Source organism: Bradyrhizobium sp. BRP23, from assembly GCF_020194135.1.
GTDB classification, from domain to species: Bacteria; Pseudomonadota; Alphaproteobacteria; order Rhizobiales; family Xanthobacteraceae; genus Bradyrhizobium; species Bradyrhizobium yuanmingense.
This window is the reverse complement of the sequence record NZ_JADYVW010000006.1, coordinates 84,808-106,253: the sequence shown is the minus strand read 5'-3', so window position 1 is coordinate 106,253 and position 21,446 is coordinate 84,808. Positions and strand designations below refer to the sequence as shown.

At 60.5% G+C, this 21,446-nt stretch carries 23 protein-coding genes; 14 read left to right on the top strand and 9 right to left on the bottom strand.

Going from position 1 to position 21,446, the window contains the following annotated elements; all coding sequences use genetic code 11:
* Positions 1 to 291 precede the first annotated feature (291 nt).
* Positions 292 to 465 (bottom strand): hypothetical protein, encoded by a 174-nt coding sequence (locus I6F24_RS18045; protein ID WP_167361675.1) that lies wholly within the window; start codon positions 463 to 465, stop codon positions 292 to 294.
* 1,028 nt (positions 466 to 1,493) lie between these two features.
* Here I6F24_RS18045 and I6F24_RS18040 point away from each other — a divergent pair.
* From I6F24_RS18040 to I6F24_RS18030, 3 genes are all read left to right on the top strand, one after another.
* The gene (locus I6F24_RS18040; RefSeq protein WP_036011277.1) at positions 1,494 to 1,784 is read left to right on the top strand and encodes a hypothetical protein; all 291 of its coding nucleotides are present in this window, start codon (positions 1,494 to 1,496) and stop codon (positions 1,782 to 1,784) included.
* Positions 1,785 to 1,825: 41 nt separating this feature from the next.
* Positions 1,826 to 2,242 carry a hypothetical protein gene (locus tag I6F24_RS18035; protein ID WP_036011274.1) on the top strand — a complete coding sequence of 139 codons (417 nt, stop codon included), beginning with the start codon at positions 1,826 to 1,828 and terminating at the stop codon, positions 2,240 to 2,242.
* Positions 2,243 to 2,405: 163 nt separating this feature from the next.
* Positions 2,406 to 2,684: a hypothetical protein gene (locus tag I6F24_RS18030; protein WP_225112340.1), complete on the top strand. Its 279-nt coding sequence runs from the start codon at positions 2,406 to 2,408 to the stop codon at positions 2,682 to 2,684.
* A 15-nt stretch (positions 2,685 to 2,699) separates the two neighbouring features.
* On the opposite strand, the gene I6F24_RS18025 is transcribed toward I6F24_RS18030, so the two are convergent.
* Positions 2,700 to 3,911, bottom strand: a complete 1,212-nt coding sequence (locus I6F24_RS18025; protein WP_225148880.1) for a hypothetical protein — start codon at positions 3,909 to 3,911, stop codon at positions 2,700 to 2,702.
* A gap of 182 nt (positions 3,912 to 4,093) precedes the next feature.
* Here I6F24_RS18025 and I6F24_RS18020 point away from each other — a divergent pair, with 182 nt between their 5' ends.
* Both I6F24_RS18020 and I6F24_RS18015 read left to right on the top strand, forming a co-directional pair.
* Positions 4,094 to 4,336 carry a hypothetical protein gene (locus I6F24_RS18020; RefSeq protein WP_036035522.1) on the top strand — a complete coding sequence of 81 codons (243 nt, stop codon included), beginning with the start codon at positions 4,094 to 4,096 and terminating at the stop codon, positions 4,334 to 4,336.
* Positions 4,337 to 4,433: 97 nt separating this feature from the next.
* Entirely contained in the window at positions 4,434 to 4,676 is a 243-nt protein-coding gene (locus tag I6F24_RS18015) for a hypothetical protein (RefSeq protein WP_128262894.1), read from the top strand.
* Positions 4,677 to 4,723: 47 nt separating this feature from the next.
* Here the strand turns inward: I6F24_RS18015 and I6F24_RS18010 are convergent, their stop codons facing one another.
* On the bottom strand, positions 4,724 to 5,101 hold the full coding sequence (locus tag I6F24_RS18010; RefSeq protein ID WP_057026473.1) for a hypothetical protein: 378 nt from the start codon (positions 5,099 to 5,101) through the stop codon (positions 4,724 to 4,726).
* Between the two features lie 415 nt (positions 5,102 to 5,516).
* On the opposite strand from I6F24_RS18010, the gene I6F24_RS18005 reads away from it, so the two are divergent.
* The gene (locus I6F24_RS18005) at positions 5,517 to 5,894 is read left to right on the top strand and encodes a hypothetical protein (RefSeq protein WP_036011263.1); all 378 of its coding nucleotides are present in this window, start codon (positions 5,517 to 5,519) and stop codon (positions 5,892 to 5,894) included.
* A gap of 1 nt (position 5,895) precedes the next feature.
* Here I6F24_RS18005 and I6F24_RS18000 read toward each other — a convergent pair whose 3' ends face one another.
* Together I6F24_RS18000 and I6F24_RS17995 are read right to left on the bottom strand one after the other, a co-directional pair.
* On the bottom strand, positions 5,896 to 6,549 hold the full coding sequence (locus tag I6F24_RS18000; protein ID WP_225148879.1) for a hypothetical protein: 654 nt from the start codon (positions 6,547 to 6,549) through the stop codon (positions 5,896 to 5,898).
* 20 nt (positions 6,550 to 6,569) lie between these two features.
* Complete coding sequence (locus tag I6F24_RS17995; RefSeq protein ID WP_057026183.1) at positions 6,570 to 7,307, bottom strand: metallophosphoesterase family protein; 738 nt, start codon at positions 7,305 to 7,307, stop codon at positions 6,570 to 6,572.
* Positions 7,308 to 7,499: 192 nt separating this feature from the next.
* On the opposite strand from I6F24_RS17995, the gene I6F24_RS17990 reads away from it, so the two are divergent.
* A complete protein-coding gene (locus I6F24_RS17990) occupies positions 7,500 to 8,126 on the top strand; it encodes a transglutaminase-like cysteine peptidase (RefSeq protein WP_036011255.1) in 627 nt (208 codons plus the stop codon).
* 11 nt (positions 8,127 to 8,137) lie between these two features.
* Here I6F24_RS17990 and I6F24_RS17985 read toward each other — a convergent pair whose 3' ends face one another.
* The 3 genes from I6F24_RS17985 to I6F24_RS17975 all read right to left on the bottom strand — a co-directional run bounded on the left by I6F24_RS17985 (position 8,138) and on the right by I6F24_RS17975 (position 10,405).
* Positions 8,138 to 9,409, bottom strand: coding sequence for a hypothetical protein (locus I6F24_RS17985; protein ID WP_225148878.1), 1,272 nt, complete (start codon positions 9,407 to 9,409; stop codon positions 8,138 to 8,140).
* 84 nt (positions 9,410 to 9,493) lie between these two features.
* Positions 9,494 to 9,769, bottom strand: coding sequence for a hypothetical protein (locus I6F24_RS17980; protein WP_036011249.1), 276 nt, complete (start codon positions 9,767 to 9,769; stop codon positions 9,494 to 9,496).
* A gap of 75 nt (positions 9,770 to 9,844) precedes the next feature.
* Positions 9,845 to 10,405, bottom strand: coding sequence for a hypothetical protein (locus tag I6F24_RS17975; RefSeq protein WP_225148877.1), 561 nt, complete (start codon positions 10,403 to 10,405; stop codon positions 9,845 to 9,847).
* Positions 10,406 to 10,680: 275 nt separating this feature from the next.
* Between I6F24_RS17975 and I6F24_RS17970 the strand changes: the two genes are divergently transcribed.
* From I6F24_RS17970 to I6F24_RS17945, 6 genes are all read left to right on the top strand, one after another.
* Positions 10,681 to 11,883: a polysaccharide biosynthesis/export family protein gene (locus tag I6F24_RS17970; protein ID WP_225148876.1), complete on the top strand. Its 1,203-nt coding sequence runs from the start codon at positions 10,681 to 10,683 to the stop codon at positions 11,881 to 11,883.
* A 9-nt stretch (positions 11,884 to 11,892) separates the two neighbouring features.
* Complete coding sequence (locus I6F24_RS17965) at positions 11,893 to 12,636, top strand: hypothetical protein (RefSeq protein ID WP_225148875.1); 744 nt, start codon at positions 11,893 to 11,895, stop codon at positions 12,634 to 12,636.
* Between the two features lie 28 nt (positions 12,637 to 12,664).
* Positions 12,665 to 14,158: an O-antigen ligase family protein gene (locus I6F24_RS17960; protein WP_225148874.1), complete on the top strand. Its 1,494-nt coding sequence runs from the start codon at positions 12,665 to 12,667 to the stop codon at positions 14,156 to 14,158.
* A gap of 135 nt (positions 14,159 to 14,293) precedes the next feature.
* Positions 14,294 to 14,908 (top strand): hypothetical protein, encoded by a 615-nt coding sequence (locus I6F24_RS17955; protein ID WP_225148873.1) that lies wholly within the window; start codon positions 14,294 to 14,296, stop codon positions 14,906 to 14,908.
* A 271-nt stretch (positions 14,909 to 15,179) separates the two neighbouring features.
* Positions 15,180 to 17,435: a polysaccharide biosynthesis tyrosine autokinase gene (locus I6F24_RS17950; protein WP_225148872.1), complete on the top strand. Its 2,256-nt coding sequence runs from the start codon at positions 15,180 to 15,182 to the stop codon at positions 17,433 to 17,435.
* A 21-nt stretch (positions 17,436 to 17,456) separates the two neighbouring features.
* Positions 17,457 to 18,197: a hypothetical protein gene (locus tag I6F24_RS17945; RefSeq protein ID WP_225148871.1), complete on the top strand. Its 741-nt coding sequence runs from the start codon at positions 17,457 to 17,459 to the stop codon at positions 18,195 to 18,197.
* A gap of 7 nt (positions 18,198 to 18,204) precedes the next feature.
* Here the strand turns inward: I6F24_RS17945 and I6F24_RS17940 are convergent, their stop codons facing one another.
* Positions 18,205 to 19,734 (bottom strand): undecaprenyl-phosphate glucose phosphotransferase, encoded by a 1,530-nt coding sequence (locus tag I6F24_RS17940; protein WP_225148870.1) that lies wholly within the window; start codon positions 19,732 to 19,734, stop codon positions 18,205 to 18,207.
* A gap of 268 nt (positions 19,735 to 20,002) precedes the next feature.
* Here I6F24_RS17940 and I6F24_RS17935 point away from each other — a divergent pair, with 268 nt between their 5' ends.
* Positions 20,003 to 20,926 carry an ABC transporter substrate-binding protein gene (locus I6F24_RS17935; RefSeq protein WP_225148869.1) on the top strand — a complete coding sequence of 308 codons (924 nt, stop codon included), beginning with the start codon at positions 20,003 to 20,005 and terminating at the stop codon, positions 20,924 to 20,926.
* Positions 20,927 to 21,446 lie beyond the last annotated feature (520 nt).

The window sequence follows — 21,446 nt, the reverse complement described above, 5'->3', positions numbered from 1 at the left end:
CGCAGTGGCACGGGCACGAATTCCGGATCCGACACGATGGGCGGCGCCTTCAAGGGAACGGGGACGCCCAGCTACGGAACCAGCCCAGGGATGGGGTCCCAGAAGAGGACGCAGAATTAAGTGTGGCGGCTGGCGGGGCACCGCCGGCAACCCGCTCAATCCACCTCACCGTCCAAGACGATGGCGGACCGGAACGACCCCGGGATAAGGGGCGGCTAGCCTATCGATGCGGGGCCCGTTCGACTGCAGCGGCCGTACATGAAGCGGAGGCGAGCGCCGGCACTTCTAAGATCAGCTCTTCTTTGCCGGCTTCGACTTCAAGGAAAGACCAAGCCGCAACGCCATGCGCTTGATCGCATCGGGCGAGCGCCCGAGAGCTTTCGCTGCCTGCTCCAGCGAGGTTGAAGACTTGGCCAGCTCGATGAGCCGGCGATCTTCCTTGAACGACCAGGGCCTGCGCGCCATAACCGAAATGATCCTCTCGTCGACACAACGACAAAGCCGCCAAGCGGACCCATGTTCGCTCGACGGCTTTGCTTGGGTGGGGCCGGGCTTGGGGGAGCCCGGTGCGAGATGGATAAGCAATCGCCGAAAGTTCGCAACAAACAACGCGGGTTAAGCTAACCTCTCAACCTTACCGCGATGAAGTTGGTGCATGGCGCTCCGTAGAAGCACGGATGCTTCTTCAGCGGTCTCGTCCGAGAGGCCGCTCGATACGTTCGAGAACGTTTCGCAAGACCTATCGTGCAGATCGCAACTGTGCCCGATGACAGCGCATCCAGCCGCTTCGTTCGAGGCTGCTGCCGCCGTGAACACGGGTTAACATCGCCGGCTGGATATCGCCCCCGAACGATGCGAGATTTCGTCGTCCTCCGGGCTCGTGGTTCTCGCGACGGCCAAAATTCAAGCACCACGTTGCACAAACTTCATCTTCCTCTGACAAAACTTTCAGCGCCGATGATCTTGAAGTCGTCAGAACATCACGTTGAAATGTACCGGGAGGAGCGTTCCGATCATTGGGAACATTCCAAATGTTTGCAATTCTGGTTCTGATTTCGATTTTTGCAGCTGGCTTTTGCTGCGGCTACGGCGTGCGGGCATGGCGCTCGCGCAGGCGATCGGCACGATATCGTCTCTATGCGCCCTACACGCCGGCGGCGATGGGCGCCAAGCAGAGTGAGCATCCGTCGTAGGCGCACCGCCATGTGAGCGCACACTGATCCTGCCGTGCGGCCGGGTCGGATAACCATGCGCAGTTAGGTTAACGTGGTGCGGCGCTTGAGAGCTTTGGAAAGGCAACCTAGAACGTAGCAATTCATGGTGAGAGTTTAGCCGCCTGTATTGTCGCGGCTCGCATAGGTGGGCGTGAATGGCGTATTTGATTGCTTTGCTGGGCGCGACTTGCGTCCTCGTTTTGATCGCGTTTGTTCGTGGCTTTGAGCGGCGGCTGAAGGATCGTCCGGGGCCTTGGATCATGAACGAGGGCCCTGCGAATGACTGATCAAAGGCACAACGCGCCGCGCAGATACTTCGTCGATGCCCAAGGGCATCGCGTTCTGATCGGCCTGTCTCCGGAAGAGACGGCGGAGTTCGAAGCTCTGGATCTTGCATCGAACGAGACAGGGCAATTTACATCCGAGGTCCGCGTGCGAAAAGGAGCCGCTGCCGACGGCGAGATCCGCTGGCACGAGCTGTATTCCAAGCACGCGGGAGCTTGGCGGGCATGGATTGCACAAAGCCAGACCGCACGGGCGCCGGATTCAGGATTTGTTAACTACGTCTGACCGATGGTACCCGCCTGGATCTCGTATGTGGGATGGCCCGGATGTTTCAGCTGTTCCTGAGAGCGCGCGCACACAATCTTCTCGGCTCCCGCCGCGAGGACAAAACCTTCAAGGCCCGCTCGGCCGAGCGTGACGCGGAGACCGACCGCGGGCGGATCGGTGCCGTTTTGGCCGCGATCGAAACCGCCTTGCAGGAGGCGGAGAGGGAGCAGGCCGGGCTCAACCGGCGTGTCGACGATGCGCTTGCCCGTGCCTCCGTCACCTTCGGAAACGGCACCGACGAATATCTCGAGCGGGAGCCGCTCGACAATCATCATCAGGATCTCTTCGCGGCCGACATCTCGAACGGCCAGCGCCGGCTCAAGGAATTGGCGAGCAGCATCGCCCACTTGAAGTTCGTCAAGACGGCAATGCTCACGCGCTTTCCGGATTTCAAGCCGCCGCAGCTGAACAGCTAGGAGCGGTGATATTTCTGCGCGCTCTGCGGCCGTGCTTCGAGACGCGGCTCTGGAGCATGGTCCGAACAAGTGCGCAGTCACAATTCAGCGCGCTTTGCCGTTTGGCGCCTCGTTCCTTTTTGGTATGGTCCGGCAAGCATTCACCGAGTGAAGGAGCAACGACGTGCCGGTCAAGAATTTGCGGACATTGGTTGGGCTGGCATTCGCTTTGACATTGGCCGTGCCGGCGACGGCGTCGGCCATCACTGCCGAAGTGGCGCGGGCATGTGACGCCGCGGTGGCCAAGGCCTTTCCGCCCAGGCAGATCGGCAACCCCGCAGCGGGGAGTGCCAAGGGAACGGGCAAAGACCAGCGCGAGTACTTCCAGAAATGCGTCGCCAACAACGGCAAGGTCGACGACATGCCGGCGGATGCGCCAAAGGACAGCAAGCCGGCCAAATAGGAAACAAAGGCTGCGTTATCGCCGCGGCGGCGGGCAGGGCGAGTAGAACGCGCCGTTCGCCGCATTGATGCGCTCGACGCATTGGTTGGGATCGGTGATCGTCCCAGCGATGGTGAAGTCATAGCCCATGCCCCTGACCACCACGATGTAGCGGCCGGGCGCGAGCGTGAAGCCGTCTTGCTCCGGTTGCAGCAACAGCATTCTCGCCTGGTCGTCGATCGGACCTACCTTGTAGGGGTAGGACATGCTGCGGATGACCCAGGAATCGCCGGCGCTGACCATGGTGGCTTTCCCGCTGGCATCGACGCCCATCGCTCGCGAGACTTTTGCGATCACCCGAACTTCGGTCCCGCTGGCGTCGATACCCCCGTCGGGCCTGAACACGATGAATTTGACGTCGCCGTCCATCAACGTGGTCGCGCTCGGCGTGTTGATGGCGGCCGAGATCGCGACCCGCCGGTCCGGAATTTTTCCGGGAACCGGCTTCAGCTCGTGGAGCTGGCCCTCGCTCAAGGCGTAGACGCCGAACGTCGTTGGCAAAGGCATCGAGGGGTGCGCCGCCGGCGCCGGCTCCTTTGCGCTCTCCGGGATTCGTTCAGCGGTCTCGCTGGCCGAGGGAGTCGGAATCGCGGTCAGCTGAGGCTCCGGGCCCTTGGCCGAACGTTCGGGCTGCGCCATCTGCGACGATGCCGTCAGTTGTGCCTTCAGCCGCGGCCAATACACGACCGCGGTGCCGGCGCCAGCAATGAGCAGGAGGATCGCGGTCAATCGAACGAGAGACTTGAAAGCGCCGCTCCGTTTGGGTTGGTCGGGCGATCCTGGCGGTGCGGCAGGACGCCGCGGCGTCTCGGCAGCCATCGGAATGGCTGATGACGCCGAGGCAGCGAGCGTCGGAATGGGCGGGGGGACGGGAACGTTCGCCGGTGGAGAATTCGCCACCGGGACCGAGGCATCCCTGGTCGGTGAAGACTGCTCGCTTCGCTCAAAGGCGCGTTCGACCTCCCGAATGGCGCGTTCGAGGACTTGCTGGAGCTCTCGCGCTTCCCGCGCATCGGCGTGGGTGAATTGTTCCAGAAGCTTGACGCGAGCCAGCTCGTAGACGACATCCCGCATCTGCCTGGGGTCGCCGGAGACTTCGCGGATCCGCTCTGACAACAGGCGGACGAGCCCGGCCTTGATCTCTTGCGCCTGCGAGGCGTTGGCTGCGGTGTCGCCGGTCTCGGTCATCAAGAGCGATCAACTAGCCCGGATAGTGCTGTTTCGCTAGGCTTTTTCACCCGGATCGCGTCGGTTGCGGTGAAACACGCTGATGCTCCGGCCGCAAAGGTCCTGCGCGGTCGTTTCGTAGCGCTTGCTTTTGGGCGGAAACCTGTGACATTTCGACCGGCTCCTTCCTCCGGTGTGTGACCATGCGCGGCATTTTGACAGCAATCATGTTTTTGGCCTTTCTGGTTCAGTCTGCTTCTGCACAAGGGACCAAGGATCAGGCCAACACGACTAGCTCCAGCATCGTGACGACGACCGACAAAAAGAAGCAGACCACCCAGGCTGCCTCGCGGCCTACGGCTGTCCGGAACGTGGGTAGCGGTTCTACCGGACAGGCGGCCCAAGGTGTCTGGAGGAATGGCAAGCTGATCGCGGTGCCTCGCTGAGGTCACCCGTACCGCGGTGAGGTCGCGCAACGAACCGTGATGCCGTCGTGAAGGAACGGTCTTCGCCTCCCTGACGTTCTTGCTCGGGAGATATCGCATGAAACGAATAGTCTTGATCACACTCGCCCTTGTGGTGCCTGCGGGCGCCTGGGCCCAGGGCGTCAGCGATCCGTCGACGCCCAACCGCAATGTGATCATCGTCAACCCGTCGCAGCCCGCGCGTCCCAACGCGACGCCGAATATCCCGAGCCGGATCGAGCCTCCCGTGACGACTTACGGACGGGCCCGGCCCTATCACGGGAATACAACCCGGGGCAGCGGGTCGAGCCGCCGATACTAAAGCGTTTTCGGGCGAAGTAGATACCCCTTCGCGCGTCGTAGGCCTGCCTATTGCGGGTTGACTTCGACCTCCAGAGTCGACGTCCCGGGATCATGACGGTTCTTGCCCGAAATCAGCAGCGTGAACTTGTCGGCGCCTCGCGCTTCCCTTTCTGCCGAATAGCGAAAGCCAGACCCGACCACCGCCAATTGTCCCCGTGATGGCCCGCTCACGACGGACACGTTGAAGATCTGCATGTAAGACCAACGCAGTCCCTGAATGCAGTCGGCGCCAGGCGCGATCGACATCGTCCATTTCACCGTGTCTTGCGACAAAGCGAACGGTGTCCGCTCCTTGATGCAGACGGGGCTGGCGTGAGCCGTGAGGGCGGACATGGCATACGCCGCAACGGCAACACGCAACAACGATACCAGGCTTGCACGCATTCTCGGCAACTCCATCGACAGATGCCGAAGTCTAGCAGCGATGGTCTAACGAGGCCTTAGAACGACGCTATTGTCCTTGCGGCGCTCATCCGACGTTGATCGCAGATAGCTCGATCATCGCTCGGCCTCTCTCCGGATCATGCCATACTAGCCCTGTTTTGCCCGACGGATCAAGCCGGATTTCGGGAAATTCGTAACCCATTGATTCGGTTGGTGCCGGCTACTGTGCATGGGGTTGTTTTTCGCTTTTTGAAGGGACGGCCGCTGCTTTCCGAAAATGTTGCAATTGGCAGCCGTATCAGCTGAAGTTGCGGCTGCTGCTCGGCCCGCCATCGGAGTCATCGGAGTGCGACCCGTCCGCTGCAAGTCCCTGTCAGACCGCCGGAGACCGGCGCGTGCGCCAGTTCAGGCGGCCGTGGCGGCCGCTGTCGGATTGGCTCTCTACGCCTGCCCGCTCTCGTGCCGTGCTCAGACCGAGCCGGAGCCGTCCATCAACGACTATCTTCCGCCGAGCGAGCCGGAAGTCTCGCGCGACGAATGGCGGCAGCGCATCGAGGATGCGCGGCGCCGTGCCAAGGGGGTTGCGCGCGAGCGGCGCGAGCATCCGGAACTCTACAAGCCGGCTCCGGAAGATCCGGACCTCGTCGCGACCGAACGTCTGCTTCGCGACGACAGCCTGCAGCGAGGCGACATCGTCGCCACCAAGAAGGGCATGTTCGTCTACCAGGGGCGATCCGATCAGCCGCGCCGCGATCAGGACTTCGTGCCGGTCAACCCGAAATCGGTCCGCTGATTTAGTACCGCCGCAAGATCTCGTTGAATCTGGGATCGGTCACCTTCGTCGTCTCCAGCAGCAGCGACTTGCCTTGCGGCGTTGCCTGCACATAGGCCGCGATCAGCAGCGGCTCGTAACGCGAGCGGTTGGCCAGCGCCGACCGGATGTCGGATTGCGCCAGCAGCTTGATCTCCTCGTCGGTTGCCGCGGCGCTCGAGGTCACGGTGCGGATGCGTGAGAAGGCAACGTCGATCGGCACCGACCCGGTCAGGTACGACATCTTCACCGCAGGCGTGACCGCCTCGCCGGCCTGGGCCTGTAGCGTGCCGAGCGTGAGCCAGAGCGCCGGCCTGATCGGCGAAACTTTCAAGGCTGCCACGACAGCGGCTTGGGCCGTCTTGTTCTCGCTGGCCCTTCCGCCTGCCTCGGCCGACGGACGATGCAGAACGTCGGCGGCCATTGCCGCCGCATGATTTGCCAGGAGGTCGCCATCCCACGAAAAGGATGCCAGGCTGCCTGCCGCCGCGAGCTTGGCCTTGTCCGGCGGAATCTCGCCGGAGAACAAGTCGCTGGCGCGAAAGTTCGGCCGTACGAGATCGCCATAGAACGTCATGCCGGCGTGGAGCGCCAGCGCGATCGCGGTCAAGATGCCAATGGCGCGAAGCGTGATCACCGAAGTTGCGGCCTGAGCTTTCAAATTGCGAGAAGACTATCGCCTTGGATCGTCAACAGGGTCAAGTTGCCGGTCGCATAAGCGCCGGTGTCGATGTTGATGCGATTCGACCGGATATCGGGCGCGCTGACCGGCGTATGGCCGTGCACGACATATTTGCCGAAGCGCTCCTCGGACGCCAGGAATTCCTCGCGGATCCAGAGCAGGTCCTCATCCTTCTGGCGATCGAGCGGGACGCCCGGTTTGACGCCGGCATGGACGAAGAAGAAGTCGCCGCAGGTAAAGGACGAGGGCAATTGCTGGAGGAAGGCGAGATGCTCCGGCGGGAGCGCACGTCTCAGTCCCTCGATCAGTTCGACCTGCTGCTCCGCGGAAGGGTTCATCGTCGGCGTGACGCCATAGGAGACCAGCGTCAGCAGGCCGCCATAGTGGCGCCACTCCTGCAGGCGGGTCGGGTCCTTGAGCACCTCGAGCAGGAAGACCTCGTGATTGCCCTTCAGACAGACCGTCTCGTGCGACTTCGAGCGTTCGATCAGGAGATCAAGAACGGCGCGTGAGTCCGGGCCGCGGTCGACATAGTCACCGAGAAAGACCTGAATGGCGCGTTGCGGCGCCGAGCGGGCCAAGTCGGCGTCGATCACGGTTAACAGCGATTGAAGCAAGTCGGCGCGGCCATGCACGTCGCCGATCGCATAGACGCGGACGCCATCGGGAAGCCGCGGCTTGGTCTTCTTGCGAAAGCGGGAGGAAAGGCCCATCGGGTCGGTCGAATCGCATCCAGCGTCACGAGCGGAAGTCGTGACCGCTCTTAGCAGAACAAGTCACACATCGGTATTCTTAATTGTTTCCGACCGATGAGCCCGCATTTTGATTAAAGCCTCGCGTGGCCTTTGAGCCGTATTTCAAGAGGTCTCGCGTAGCGTCTCCCCAACAAGAACGGGGAGCGCGACATGCGCAAAGTTGTGAAGTTCCTGGCGGCCGTCGCCGCCATCGTCGTTGCTGCGGGGGTGCAGCAGAAAGCGGAAGCCGCCTTCGTCGGGGCGCCCCTGGGGCTGCGTGGTGCCATCCACTACATCAAGTTCGACCAGCCGACGCTGCCGCCGATGGCGTTCACGCTCTTCTGCCTGAAGTACAAGGACGAGTGCAAGCCGCGGCCGCAGCGGATCGTCTTCCGGGGCGGCCGCCTGAAGCTGACGGCCGAGCGCATGGCGCAAATGCAAGAGGTCAACCAGCGGGTCAACACCGCGATCCGTCCCGAGGCCAATCTGGAAGGGCTGCGCGGCGAGAAATGGCTGCTGCATCCGGCAAGCGGCGACTGCAACGACTATGCCGTGACAAAACGCCACGATCTGATCGCCAAGGGCTTTCCGGCGCGCTCGGTGCTGCTGAGCGAGGTCGTGACCAGCTGGGGCGAGCATCATCTCGTGGTCGTGGTGCGCACCTTCTCCGGCGATCTCGTGCTGGACAATCTCTCCGGCCACATCATGCCGTGGTCGAAGAAGCCCTATCGCTGGGTCCGCATTCAGTCGCCCAAGAATCCGAACTACTGGGCCTCGCTCGGCGACCGCGCGGTCTGATCACCCGCGCGCTATCGTGATCCGGATTGGCTGACGCTCTGCGATAGCCCCAGTCCCAAGATCACCGAAAGGCAAAGGATTGCTGCCGGGTGCAGCAATCCGGGACCGGCAAAGCTCTGAACCAGCGCAAACAGGACGCAGGCCGCGGCCGCCGCCGGAAAGAACGAGTCGCGTCCGCGCTGCAGGGCGCCGACGAACAGGCGGACCAAAGCGAGCAGGCTCACCGCGATCATGGCGACCAAGCCGACCCAACCCATCCCCGCGAACACCGACGTGGCCGCCGAGGGCGCCGTCAGGACGGCGCCGGCATCGCTCTGATAGATCCTGCCCACCGCAGGAAAAGTCCCGGCACCGGCGCCGAACCAGCGTGTATCGGCCAGCATGCGCTCGAGGGCGGCCTTGGTCTCGGTCCCCATCTCCGGAACGAGCCGTAGGAGGATCGGTCCGGAATTCTTTTCGAAGAGGAAGGTCAGCACGATCGCCGCGCCGATCAGGGCTGCCACCGACAACGCGCTCGCGGCCAATGGCGACAGATCCAGTCTGCGGATCACGAGGATCAGCAGGATCAGCACGACGCCAAAGGTCGCCGCCATGGCGCTGTTGGTCCCGGACAGCCCAAAGATCGCGGCGGCACTGACCAAGGCTCCGACCAGACCGCAAAGTCCGATCGCGACCGAGCGAACGATCGAATGATGCGTCTCCGCCCGTTCAGCGGCGAGCTGCATCACCGCCAGATTGAGCATGAGGCCGAGCCCGGCCAGGCTCGTCGTGAGGTCATGGGGGACGGATCCGGCAAGCGCCGGCGAGAGCCGATGCAGGTCCAACATCAAGGCGGAGATCGCGGTTACGCCGCTCAGCACGAACAGAACCAGCTCGGCGCGGCCGCGGTTGCGGACCACCAGGATCGCGACGCCAAGCAATGAGATCGCGGCCAGCGCCAGCAGCAGCGCATTCACCGTCAAGCCGATATCGGCCGTGATCGGCCCGAGCGACAGGCCACCGATTACCTCGTGAGCGCTGGCCCAGATCGGATGCGCAACGCGCAGCGGAAGCGGAGCGAGCTGGGCCGCGATGCACAGCGGAATGGCGAGCAGTATCCAGCGGCCCCAGGAGGTCGCACGAAGATAGTGCTCGTAGTCGGCCTTGCGCGAGCTCGAGGCCGCGGCCAGCAGGCCTAGCGCTGCGGCGATCGACCCCAGCTGCGCGCCCAATGCGGCGCCGGCGATTTCGAGAGCGGAAGCGGAAACGATGGAGACGATGAGGGCAAAATAAGCGAGGGACAAACGGCGCGCTCGAAGCGAATCCTGAAACGGTCAGGTCACCATACAAGCGAGCGGTGCGTTTTCAAACAGAGGCTTGCGTTGCGATCAGCGCGTGGCCTTGACCGGCCGACCGAAGACGCGGGTGGCGCGTGCGGCGGCAAGGGCAAAGCGCGCCCCCGAGCCGAAGAGGTAACCGCCTTGGAGCGCGATGGCGGCGAACGCCGCAGCCTTCATGCCGTCAAGGAAGCCCAGGCTGGTCATCATGCTGACCGGCAGCATGGTGAGCACCAGCGCAAATGTGACCGGCAGGAGCACGAACACGCGAAAGCGTTGGCCCAGCACGGCACCTGTGAGAAAGCTGAAAATCAAAAAGGCGGTCATCCGAAACACTCTCCGTGCTCCGGACCCTAGATTCCCCGCCTAAAAAGACCCTTAAGTTGTATGGCTAAATTTAGCCTATTGGCCGCAATTTGCCAGCAGCGAATGATAGGCCTCCCGCAGCCCGTTGAGCGCCACCATCCCCTTGATCTCGCTGTCGCCTTCCCTGACCACCACGGACAGCGAGGCCGTCGTCTGCCACTTTCCGGCAGCAAAGGCCGAGACCTCGTCGGGCAACAGTACGGCCGCCCCCGCGGCCGCCATGCTGCCCTCGAAGCTCAGGGTGCCGCCGCCGCTTGCGGCAATGGTCACCTTGGGGCGGCTCCGGGGCGGGAAGGGCCGGATCAAGGCCACCAGCACATCGACCTTGCCCTTCGGGGCGCAGCGCACGATCAGGCCGGCGAAGTCCGGGTCCGATTGGGTGGTGTCGGCGGTCTTCATGATGGCCGCGAAGCTTTCGCCGTCCTTGGCCCCTTGTGTCCGGGTGAATTTCCAGACGGACGTGGACGCAGGGGCGGCCACCTCAACAAAGGCCGCGCCGCGACACCACGCCCCGGCGCTGCCAGGGCAGGCGACGGCGCGATCGGCGGCGCCAAAGAGGGAGCCCGCCAACAGCGGGATCAGAAGGAGGCCAGACACGGAAATTCCTCTTCTTAATGGCCCAGCCTTAGCAAACGGTGGCACGCCCAAGAAGCCTCGCGGTCGACACACTTGGCCCGCAACCGGGGCGATTTGCTGCCTGATCGGGCACACGAAATACAACAAATAGTCACAAAGGGTTAAACCAAGCCCCAAAGAGTGGCCTGTACGCAACAGTAGCCAGCGGATCGCTCCGTTAACCACCGGGAACACTTGTCGCACCACCCCCTAGGCCGTACCAATTTACGTCAATTGGGGACCCTCGGGCGCGATTCATGTCATCTATTGCCAAGACCTACGTGTTGATGCCTGCGTTGCTCGGGGCTGCTTTGGCGCTCGGGGCGTGTTCGACCAATCCCGGGTCGGGACCGCTCACCGACGACGTCAACAACAAGATCCAGACGGAAAACGCGCCGGCCTACGAGCTGGTGCCGCTCAATCCGGCGACCGTGAAGATCCTGCACACCCACGAGCCCAAGGGCCTCGCGGGCGTGTTCACCGACCGCCGCCCGCCCGCCAGCATCGTGTTCGGCATCGGCGACGTCGTTAGCGTCACCATCTTCGAAGCCGCGGCAGGCGGTCTGTTCATCCCGGCGGAAGCCGGTGTCCGCCCGGGTAACTATGTGACGATCCCGGATCAGTCGGTCGACAATGACGGCTTCATCACCGTGCCCTATGCCGGTCAGATCAAGGCCGCAGGCCTGACGGCGGTCCAAATCCAGCGCGCGATCGTCGAGAGGATCGGCAACCGCGCCATCGAGCCGCAAGCGGTCGTGGCGATGTCCTCGCAGCGCACCCAGCTGATCAGCGTGCTCGGCGAGGTCAATTCGCCGGCGCGTTATCCCGCGAGCGCGGCGGGCGCGAAGGATCGCGTGCTCGATGCGATCACCCGCGCCGGCGGCATCAAGGGCCAGGGCTTCGAGACCTGGGTCATGCTGGAGCGTGGCGGACGGCGGGCCACCGTACCGTTCGAGAATCTCGTGATGGCGCCCGAGAACAACGTCTATGTGCGGCCCGACGACAGCATCTACGTCTATCGCGAGCAGCAGAAGTTCCTGGCGTTCGGCGCCAGCGGCCAGAGCGGCGAGTTCAACTTCGACGCCTGGCGCATCAATCTCGGCGAAGCGGTCGGCAAGGCTGGCGGTCTCCTGGATGGCCAGGCCGATCCGGCGGCCGTTTATCTCTATCGCCGCGAGCCGCGCGAGGTTGCGGCCCAGCTCGGCATCGACGTGAGCAAGTACACCTCGGAGACGATCCCGGTCATCTTCAACGTGAACTTCCGCGATCCCGGCGGCTTCTTCCTCGCCACCAAGGTCATGATGAAGAACGGCGACATCATCTACGTCTCGAACTCGCGCAACGTCGAAGTTGCCAAGTTCCTGAACTACCTGCGTGTGATCATGGCGACCGGCAGCGATAGCATCAATCTCGCCAACGACGCCCTGATCTTCCGCAACAATATCAAGCTGGCGCCGTAAGACGCCGACTTGTTCGACCAAATCGATGGCACCGGGGCTTTGTCCCGGTGCCATTTTCGTTTAGCAATCGAGGCGGTTCTGCTGCGCCGACAAGCCCGGGATCTGGATCTAGGCGCCACTCGGCACGGGCGCGCCGGTCATCGGTCACCCCGCGGCCTTGCAAGGGGCTTCATGCGCTTTCGAGCATTCTGGCATCCTTTGGCTCTCGTCCCTTTCGCCGTCGCACTGGCGCCGGCCGGGACAGCTCTCGGCGCTGCCGCGGAGCTGGGCGTCCGCCATCGCATCGATGTGATGATCTCTGCCGAGCCTGATGCTCCCGTCCTGTCGCGCCTCAAGGGCGCCAGGGGCGAGCTGTCCTTCACCGTCCGTCTCTCGGCGAACTCCAAGGAGAGCAAGTTCTTCGGGATGCTGCGCCCGTCCTTCCCGGACGTCGTCGTGCCCGACGGGCCGGGCAAGCCGCTGGTGCAGCAGACCAAGCTGTGGGAGGAGGATGTCTGCCATCAGCGTCGCGGCCTGCCGAAGGTCACCGTGACCCAGCTCGGCGGGCATTTTGCGCAAGGGGAGGGACGGATCGAGATTTCCGCCATCAACCGGCACATCGGCGTTCTGGTGCCGCCCGACGAATTAACCCCCGGAATAAAACTCGATCAGGGGAGTGACAGCTTTGGATTATTCTATGCGTTCCGGGCGCAGAGCCGGAACAGCCGCCTCAACGTGGATCTGAAGATCTATCCGATCGATTGCTTCCTCTAGGCGCGAGCAAAGCTCGCAAGACATAACGATGCGCCTTCGGCTTCCCAAGATTCGCTGGTCATGGAGCCTGCCCGCGGTCTTCATCCTGTTCTTCGTGGCCGCCGGCGCGCCGTTTCCGTTCGGCTCGACCAATGATCTGTCGATCGCGTTCTGGTGCCTGTGTCTCGGTATCGCGGTCATCTTCGCGCCGACGCGCGATCTGCGCACGCCGCATCTGTGGCTGCTCGCCGGCATCGGCGTGATCGTTGCCGCCTATGCCTTCGTGCTGCACGAGCAGCTTTCCGATCATCCCTTCCTCGCGCCGTTCCAGCCGATCTGGAAGCAGGCCTCGGATCTGCTCGGCGTCCCGATCGCCCCGTCCGCTTCCATCGTCAAGAACGAGGCGTTCTTCGCGCTCGGCGCGCCGCTTGCCAACATCCTCGCCATCGTGCTCGGCATCACCGTCGGCGCCGATCGGATGCGCGCGCGCCGCCTGCTCTGGGTGATCGCGATCTCGGGCGCGGCCTACGCGCTCTATGGCGTAGCCTCGTTCCTGATCGAGCCGACCATGATCCTGTGGCGGGACAAGACGGCCTATCTCGGCAGCGTCACCGGCACCTTCATCAACCGCAACACGGCGGCGGCCTATTTCGGCTCCTGCGCGGTGATCTGGATGCTGCTGATCCTGGAGGACGTCCGTCGCCGCCTGCCGGAGCGGCACATCGAGTGGCGGCGCCTGTCGCTCGACCTGCGCGCGATCCCGCCAAGAGAGATCCTGCCGCAGCTTAGCTGCCTGCTGATCTGCCTGATGGCGATGTTCATGACGACCTCGCGCGCCGGCGTCGGCCTGTCGCTGCTGGCGATGATCGTCGCCTTCACGCTGTTCCTGCGCAAGGACCTGCCGCCGCGCACGGGCATCTGGATCTCGCTCGGCTGCGGCGCCGCCGTCGCGCTCGGCCTGTTGCAGCTGCTCGGCGGCCGCGTCTCCAGCCGCTTCGACAGCCAGGGCCTGGTCGACGAGGGCCGCATCGAGGCCTGGAAATCCACGCTGCGGATCATCGGCGACAATCCCTGGTTCGGCACCGGCATGGGCACCTTCCAATGGGCCTTCCCGCCGTACCGCAGCCCCAACATCTCGATTCGCGGCGTTTGGGATGCGGCGCATTCGACGCCGCTGGAGCTTGCCTCCGAGGTAGGCATCCCGATGGCGCTGCTGGTGGCGCTCGGCTGGGCGATCATGCTGACGGTGCTGGCGAGAGGCGTGTTCACCCGTCGGCGTGACGTCATCATCCCGCTGGCGGCGGCGGCGACCGCGACGCTGTCGCTGGTGCATTCGTGCCTGGACTTCACGCTCCAGGTGCCCGGCTACAGCATTCCGTTCTTTGCGCTTTTCGGCGCGGGCCTGGCCCAGTCCTTTTCGAGTCGGGAGTGCCGCGCGAGCGCGGGCGCCGGCGCCACTGCACCGCGAGGCGAGGGCCGCCTTACAACTGCGCCTCCAGCTTCCCGCGCTCGGCCCGAGTTTCACAAAACTGTCTACATTTGAAGCAGTTGCGGCATTTACGAAGTTTTTAGTATAAATGGACAGCTCTTCTTTCTTTCGCTAGGTTCCTGCACTGCACAGCCATTTTGCCCGGGCCGAGGAAGCAGATCGGGGCAGCTGATTTTTGGAGGTTGTTTTATGAGCGTTATCAGAAGCGCGCTTCGCATGGCTGCCGCCGCGGCGCTCGCCGCTACCATCACATCGGCCGCCAACGCCGCCATTTACTCGCCGCAGCGCCAGCTGCCGGCCACCGTAATCTCCGAGTTCAAGGCTTCCCCCAACAGCCTGCTGCAGCAATATCCAACCGGCGGCCCGCAGCTGATCTCGCGCGTGCGCGACCTCGGCGCCTCCGATCCGACCACGCTGCCCGGCCTGATCGCGCTCCTGAAGGATCCCGCGACCACCAAGGACCAGATGAGCGCGATCGTCGCCGGCCTTGCGCAGGTTGCCCGTATGGCCGCGCAGCAGGATCAGGCCTACGCCAATGAAATTCAAACGGCGATCGCCGGTACCGGCAACCCCGACGTGATCGCCGCCTATCAGGCCGCAACCGGCGACGTGGCAATCGCTGCGGCCGGCGGCGGCGCGGGCGGTGGCGGCAGCGGCGCTGGCGGCCCAACCGGCAGCGGCTTCCCGACCGGCGGCTCCAGCAGTGGCATCGTTGTGTTTGGCAACAACGCGACCCCCAACAACCCGCCCGGCACCGGCGGCGGCGGCGTCGGCATCACCGCCAACAGCGTCAGCCCGCGCTGACCGGAACCGGCGCCCTCTGGGCCGGCCCATGGATGTCTTACCGGCAGCGGCGCCATTGGGCGCCGCTTTGCTTTTGCATCGTTAAGCTTCCTGCAAAATGTAGTTCAAGCAGTGCTGTGCACTGCATCAACCGCGTTCAATTGCAGGCACGGTCGTGCTAGTGTTTGTCAGCAGCGCGGGCTTGGCATCGAGTTTGCCCCGGGACGCAACCACACTTTTGACGAGCGTCAACCCTTAATCGACACACCAGTCCATTTTCAGGAATTGTTGGATGTTGCAGGTGAACAAGCGGACCTCCGAAATCAACCGCCAGTTCGGCGACGGCGAGGGTTCTGCTCAGAACACGCTCAATTTTTACATCGACATACTTAGGCGGCAATTTCCTTCGATGTTTGCCATTGTCGTCGCATGCCTCCTAGTAGCGCTGTTGTACCTCTTTACTGCCGTACCACAATTTACTTCTACGGCATCGATGGTAATCGACACTCGGAAGGTGCAGCTGTTTCAGCAGCCCTCCATGATGGGCGACGCGTCGGTGGACTCCGGCATGGTTGAAACCCAAGTCGAAATTCTGAAATCGGAGAACATCAGTCTCGCCGTTATTCGCGACCTGCATCTGATTGATGATCCCGAATTTACCGGATCTGGTAGCGGACTGATCGGCGCGATTGCAGGAGCGTTATCGGCCCTATTTTCAACCGAACAATCGCCGACCGAATTCGAACAGACGCGTAAGGCGCTGGAACGATTTCAGAAGAAGCGTACGATTAGACGAATTGGCCTTACCTATGTTATGGAGATCGGCTTCACCTCGTTAGATCCAGGAAAGGCGGCCCGGATCTCTAATGCAATAGCGGACACCTATATCGTCGATCAATTGGAGGCGAAATACCAGGCGAGCCGCCGTGCGAGTGTCTGGCTTCAGGATCGCATCAAAGAGCTCCGGACACAGGCTTCAGCCGCGCAAAAAGCTGTTGTCGACTTTAAGACGACTAACAACATTGTCGATACCGGTGGCCGGTTAATGAACGAGCAGCAGCTCGCCGAGGTGAACAGTCAGCTGATTCTCGCTCGTGCATCCACCGCCGAAGCAAAAGCCCGGCTCGATCGGATGAATGATATCATTAAGCAGGAAATTCCTGACGCTTCGGTCGCTGACGCATTGAAGAACGATACGATAGTTAAATTGCGCGGTCAGTACGTCGACATGGCATCGAAGGAGTCAATCTGGTCGGCCAAGTACGGCTCTGACCATCTTGCGGCGGCCAATTTGCGCAGGCAAATGGCGGAGATCAAGAAGAATATCCAGGATGAGCTCAGGCGCATTCAAGAATCTTATAAGAGTGACTATGACATCGCGGTTACGCGCGAAGACAGCATCAAGGCCAGTCTAAACAATGTTGTGTCGGAGTCGCAACTTACGAACCGAGCCCAGGTTCAGTTGCGGGAGCTCGAAAGCAATGCGCAGACCTATCAGGCTATGTACGACAACTTCCTCCAGCGCTATATGGAATCGGTACAGCAGCAGTCTTTTCCGATAACCGAGGCTCGGGTCATCAGCGCTGCATCGACTCCGCTGGTGAAGAGCTATCCTAAAACGCTCGTCATTCTTGCCATAGCCCTATTCGCCGGAACAGTGCTCAGCTTCGGCGTTGCTCTAGCGCGCGAGACTATGGACAATGTGTTCAGGACGACTGAGCAAGTGGACCAGATCATCGGTGCAAACTGTCTCGCCATCGTGCCGCTCATTGCTCGAACCCACTCGGCGACACTACTTGGTGATCACTCGAAGAGAACTGAGGGAGGTACAAAATCTGACCTCTTGCGATACGTGGTGGATAAGCCATTGTCGCGATTTGCAGAGGCTGTGCGCTCATTGAAGGTAGCGTTCGATTTGAGTTCTGCCGGGCGCCAAAATCGCGTTATTGCAATTACTTCGACACTCCCTAACGAAGGTAAGAGCACGCTTTCAATCAACCTTGCTCAGCTCATGGCTCAGGGCGGCGCCCGAGTGATTTTGATCGACTTCGATCTGCGCAATCCCTCGCTATCGCGCGCATTGCTGATGGATAATCGCGACGGTCTCGTTCAGGCGTCGGCTCAAGTCGCCGAGCTGGATGATCTTATAAATGTCGATGCCAGTACAGGTCTTTCGTTCTTGCCGGCTGGTCTAACTTCGAATCTACCTCATACAAATGAGATTCTAGCCTCGCAGGCAATGGGAGATCTGGTTGATCGGCTGCGTTCAAAGTACGATTACGTTGTGATCGATATGCCGCCCTTGGCGCCTGTGGTCGATGTCAGAGTGACTTCGTCTTATGTTGACTCCTATTTGTTCGTCGTCGAATGGGGGCAAACCAAGGTTGACGTGGTGCAACACAAATTACGCAGCTTGCCAGAGATTCAGGAGAAGCTGTTGGGTGTCGTGCTCAACAAGGCAGATATTAGGCTTCTTGCGCGCTATCAGTCGTATCACGGCCGAAATTACTATCAAAAGTATTATGCTCGTTACGGGTATGTTGAATAGGAACGAAATCGCGCCCCGGCAATGTACAAAGCGTCATTACGAATTTCGCTGACGCTGCTTGGGGTGGCGAGCCTCATTTGGTTTTCCTACGCCCTTTCTTCACTCTGGTCGACCAAGAGCGTCCGAGAGATTTCGAGGGCGATTGAAGCCGGGGATAGGTTGAGGCCGAGCGCGTTGTCTCATGCGCTGTCGCGGGTGAATATCAAACTAAGATTTCCAGGGCCTGACTTTTTGAACGCACAAGCGCTCGTTCGATTGGCGGTTGCCGAAAAGGTGATTGCGCTTGGAGGCAATGGCGATGAAGATATGGTGCTAGCTGAGGCGCACCTAAAGTTCGCCCTCTCGTCCGCTCCCTCAAACGGGTTTCTATGGTTGCTGCTCTACTCGGCGCAAATGAATCGCAGCGGATTTGACCAGGAATTGCTTAAGTTTCTGAATCAATCCTATCTGACCGCGCCGCTCGAAGGTTGGATCGCACTTCGACGGAATCGGACTGCTCTTGCTGCTTACCCGATGCTCAGCGCTTCGACGCGGGAAAAAGTACTCGCAGAATTTGCGGCTTTGGTCGATAGCGGGTTCATCGGGGAGGCCGTAAATAACCTAACTGGGCCGGGCTGGCCCATACACGAAGAACTTCTCATCTCGCTGAGGCAAGTTGATAATATTCCGCGTGAGGCTCTAGCAAAAAGTCTGGCCGAAACCGGCCTTAAATTGACCGTGCCAGGAGTTGAGTTCGATTACAAGCCTTGGCGGCGCTGGTGATCGCGGGTCAATACGCTGAGGGTCGCCCAAACGCGACAACGAGCGTACGGAAGAGGATCGACAGATCGAGTACCATACTCCAATTGTTGATGTACCACAGGTCGAGCTCTACACGCCTTTCCATTAAGTCTATTGTGCCTGTCTCGCCCCTGTAACCATTTATCTGCGCCCAGCCGGTTATTCCAGGCTTAACGTGATGTCGAAAGGCGTAATTGCCGATAAGCTTCTCATACTCAGAGTTGTGAGCAGCCGCGTGTGGACGAGGTCCGACCAGAGACATGTCTCCTAGCAGCACGTTCAGCAACTGTGGCAGCTCGTCGATGCTGGTTTTGCGCAGCCACCTTCCAATGGAGGTCACGCGCGCATCATTGCGAGTAGCTTGGATGATAGTGGGACCATCTTCCGAGACGCACATTGTCCGAAATTTGAAGATGCGGAAAGCGCGGCCGTTGAAGCCATTGCGAGTCTGACAGAAGAGCACCGGCCCTTGTGAGGTCAGCTTAACCAAGGCGGCTGTCAGGAGCATAACAGGAGCGAATATTACAAGTCCCACCGATGCTCCGAGGATATCAATTACGCGCTTTGACGCGCGCTCTTTCCCGCTTAGTGGAGTTCGCTGCAACTCAACCGTCCATGTGCCTCCTGTGCTGACCAACGGATAACGCAGAAATCGTGCAACGTTGGGGTCGGGAACTAAGTGTACGGGAACTGGCAGGATCTTTAGAGCATCAAGAATGCTGTTGATCGCATGTTTCCGGCTCCAATCCATCAGGAGGAAGACGTGTTCGATCTGGTTTTCGCGTGCAAAGGCTACTAGTTGATCAAACCGCGGTGCTAGAGAGGACAGTAGAAGGGGGGAGGCCAATTCGCGCGGCCGAATTTCAATAACCTGGACTAGATGAAAGCCGTGTCGGCTAAGATCCCTCATTGCTAAAGAGGTCGACGCAAGTCCAAACTCGGCAATTACGATAGCGCGGCTGTTTGCAAACGAGCCGTTCTGAAGGGCAGTTGAGATCCAGTACGAGGCCAAACTCTTCCAAGCCAGCAAGGCGGTCAGTCCGACGAAATAAAACGAGATCGTAGTGCCGCGAGAGAACTCTTCGCTGACTTTCATTGCGAAGGCGAGGGCGAGCACGAGAGCAAAGACACCCGTCCAGGCCGCGAACGTGATCCTCCACTGCTGCCGCACGTTGCCAATGTTCTTCAGCCGATAGCCCCCTTGCACCGCGAGCAAAAGGCCGAAAATAAGTGCAATGAGGACGCTTGCGGCGGCAAAGGCGAGAGGCTTGCCAAGAGTGGATTGGACGTAGACTTGGTAGGCGAGAGCACAACCAATTCCGCTCAGTAGGATAAGCCCCGAATCTGCGACGCCCATCAGCCTTTCTACGACAAAGGGACGTAGCCAGCGGGCAGAACGGCGGGGCATCATATTGTTGGGGACAAGCTCGCGCTCGCGATCAAGTATGATGGTGGGAGTTTCAGTTTGGGAAATAGATGCGGGGCGGCTCGATGCTAAAGTCATCGCTTCCCTAAACATTTGAATGTCGAATGAGTGTTCACAAGAATTTCGATTTAAGCGGAAAAAGAACGCCTAGATTATAGCGCAAACTCTAACTCGAAGGTACGGTATTTTCAACCCTTCATAGGATGCTCCTTTGATAAGACCTCGCTTCCGTCCCGGTCGGGCCAAGATCGGACTTATTCCTACTGCGCTAATCGTGGCTTGCGTCATCACAGGTGGGGCTCTTTACCTAACTTCAGCCAGGAAACCGGGGGTGCGGTTAAATACCCCAAGCGCCCACGTCATGATGCTGCTCGATGGTAGGTTTGGGGCGCCGTTTGCCGGTGAGATGATCGCAGCCAAGGAGGGATACCTCCCCGACAACATTTCCCTTCAATCCAATGCGGCTGATCCGAATTTTGTCGAAGCGGTAGCCCGGCAGGGTGCTATCGGTGTGACCAGCGGGCACAAATTCATGTTATCCGCATGGAGCGGCGTCCCGGTAACAGCTTTTGCGGCGAGCCTCTTAGATACTCCAGTGGTAATCCTTACGCTAGAGAATTCGGGAATTGTGCGCCCTGCCGATCTAATCGGTATGCGTCTTGGCTACCAACCGCGGAGTGAGGGTGAAGCGGTGTTCGATGCCATGATGGCGCAGCTCGGCTTGTCGCGCAGCCAAATCATAAAAGTGCCTGACCTCAATAGCGTCGACTCGTTGCGCAATAGAGAGGTCGATGCAATTATTTCCTCGGTCACTGAGCAGTCCTTACCCAGCGATCCGGGTGGCTTGCGGCTAAGACTCATCAAGCCGCAGGACTACTCTATCCATGTCCCGGGACTAGTATATTTTGCGAGCAGCGATCTTCTAAAGAACCGACCTTTGCTCATTGCAAAGGTGCTTGAAGGCATAATCAGGGGATGGCAGTTCACATATGCCAACTACGACCGAAGCGTGCCGCTTCTCGTGGGTTTTGACCCCGGGGAGCTCGATCCAGCGCGTGTTAAGTTCGAATTGCAAATTCTGCGGCCGTTGGTGTTGCCGATCGGCGGTCGCATAGCAGATTATGACGAGAGCCGTTGGAGGACGCTACGGGACATCCTCACATTTGCAAAGCTCGGCGAGGACACTGTCCCCCTCTCTCAGTTAGTTGATTTTCAAACCTTGCGGAATGCGTATCGCAGAGCCCCAAGTGCCGCCTCAGGGGGGGCTTGGGAGATCATCAAATAGAAAGAGATTCGATCGCTTAGATGGGCGCTAGACGTCGTTGCGTGACAGCTGCAGTACTGATAACCTAATCTCATTTCTAGGCTAAACTTTCTGCTGAGAGGCTTCCAGAACGCTTAGCTGGGCCATCTTGGATACGAGGCCATTATCTTGGACAAGACTCTTCCGATCGTTTGGAAATTCTTCCTGGGTGCTGTGGTCGGCGTATTTCTCGCCGACTATTGTTTTGCCCAGAACACTTCGCGCTTACTAATGCAGAATGGACCTGAGCAATCGTCCTCGCCGATTGTTCGCGACGGGTTGGGCCGTCCTTGTCTTGATATTGAGGCGGCAGCGCGAGCTCATGTGGTCGACCCAGCCATGCGCGATCAGATCATTAGCATCAAGAATAGCTGTGGTCGCAAAATATTGGCGACGGTTTGCTACTATAATTCGGACAGATGCAACCAGATACGTATCGGAGCCTATCAACGTGTTGATACTATCCTTGGTACCGTAAGAGGTAGCTCAGCCTTTAGATACA

What these genes read in the sequence shown, in the direction of transcription:
- I6F24_RS17955 (WP_225148873.1), top strand. Translation starts at nt 14,294, where the DNA reads ATGAGCGTTATCAGAAGCGCGCTTCGCATGGCTGCCGCCGCGGCGCTC.
- I6F24_RS18025 (WP_225148880.1), bottom strand. Translation starts at nt 3,911, where the DNA reads ATGACCGAGACCGGCGACACCGCAGCCAACGCCTCGCAGGCGCAAGAG.
- I6F24_RS17990 (WP_036011255.1), top strand. Translation starts at nt 7,500, where the DNA reads ATGCGCAAAGTTGTGAAGTTCCTGGCGGCCGTCGCCGCCATCGTCGTT.
- I6F24_RS18010 (WP_057026473.1), bottom strand. Translation starts at nt 5,101, where the DNA reads ATGCGTGCAAGCCTGGTATCGTTGTTGCGTGTTGCCGTTGCGGCGTAT.
- I6F24_RS17945 (WP_225148871.1), top strand. Translation starts at nt 17,457, where the DNA reads ATGTACAAAGCGTCATTACGAATTTCGCTGACGCTGCTTGGGGTGGCG.
- I6F24_RS18045 (WP_167361675.1), bottom strand. Translation starts at nt 465, where the DNA reads ATGGCGCGCAGGCCCTGGTCGTTCAAGGAAGATCGCCGGCTCATCGAG.
- I6F24_RS17950 (WP_225148872.1), top strand. Translation starts at nt 15,180, where the DNA reads ATGTTGCAGGTGAACAAGCGGACCTCCGAAATCAACCGCCAGTTCGGC.
- I6F24_RS18020 (WP_036035522.1), top strand. Translation starts at nt 4,094, where the DNA reads ATGCGCGGCATTTTGACAGCAATCATGTTTTTGGCCTTTCTGGTTCAG.
- I6F24_RS18040 (WP_036011277.1), top strand. Translation starts at nt 1,494, where the DNA reads ATGACTGATCAAAGGCACAACGCGCCGCGCAGATACTTCGTCGATGCC.
- I6F24_RS18035 (WP_036011274.1), top strand. Translation starts at nt 1,826, where the DNA reads ATGTTTCAGCTGTTCCTGAGAGCGCGCGCACACAATCTTCTCGGCTCC.
- I6F24_RS17970 (WP_225148876.1), top strand. Translation starts at nt 10,681, where the DNA reads ATGTCATCTATTGCCAAGACCTACGTGTTGATGCCTGCGTTGCTCGGG.
- I6F24_RS17935 (WP_225148869.1), top strand. Translation starts at nt 20,003, where the DNA reads ATGATGCTGCTCGATGGTAGGTTTGGGGCGCCGTTTGCCGGTGAGATG.
- I6F24_RS17980 (WP_036011249.1), bottom strand. Translation starts at nt 9,769, where the DNA reads ATGACCGCCTTTTTGATTTTCAGCTTTCTCACAGGTGCCGTGCTGGGC.
- I6F24_RS18015 (WP_128262894.1), top strand. Translation starts at nt 4,434, where the DNA reads ATGAAACGAATAGTCTTGATCACACTCGCCCTTGTGGTGCCTGCGGGC.
- I6F24_RS17960 (WP_225148874.1), top strand. Translation starts at nt 12,665, where the DNA reads ATGCGCCTTCGGCTTCCCAAGATTCGCTGGTCATGGAGCCTGCCCGCG.
- I6F24_RS17940 (WP_225148870.1), bottom strand. Translation starts at nt 19,734, where the DNA reads ATGTTTAGGGAAGCGATGACTTTAGCATCGAGCCGCCCCGCATCTATT.
- I6F24_RS17995 (WP_057026183.1), bottom strand. Translation starts at nt 7,307, where the DNA reads ATGGGCCTTTCCTCCCGCTTTCGCAAGAAGACCAAGCCGCGGCTTCCC.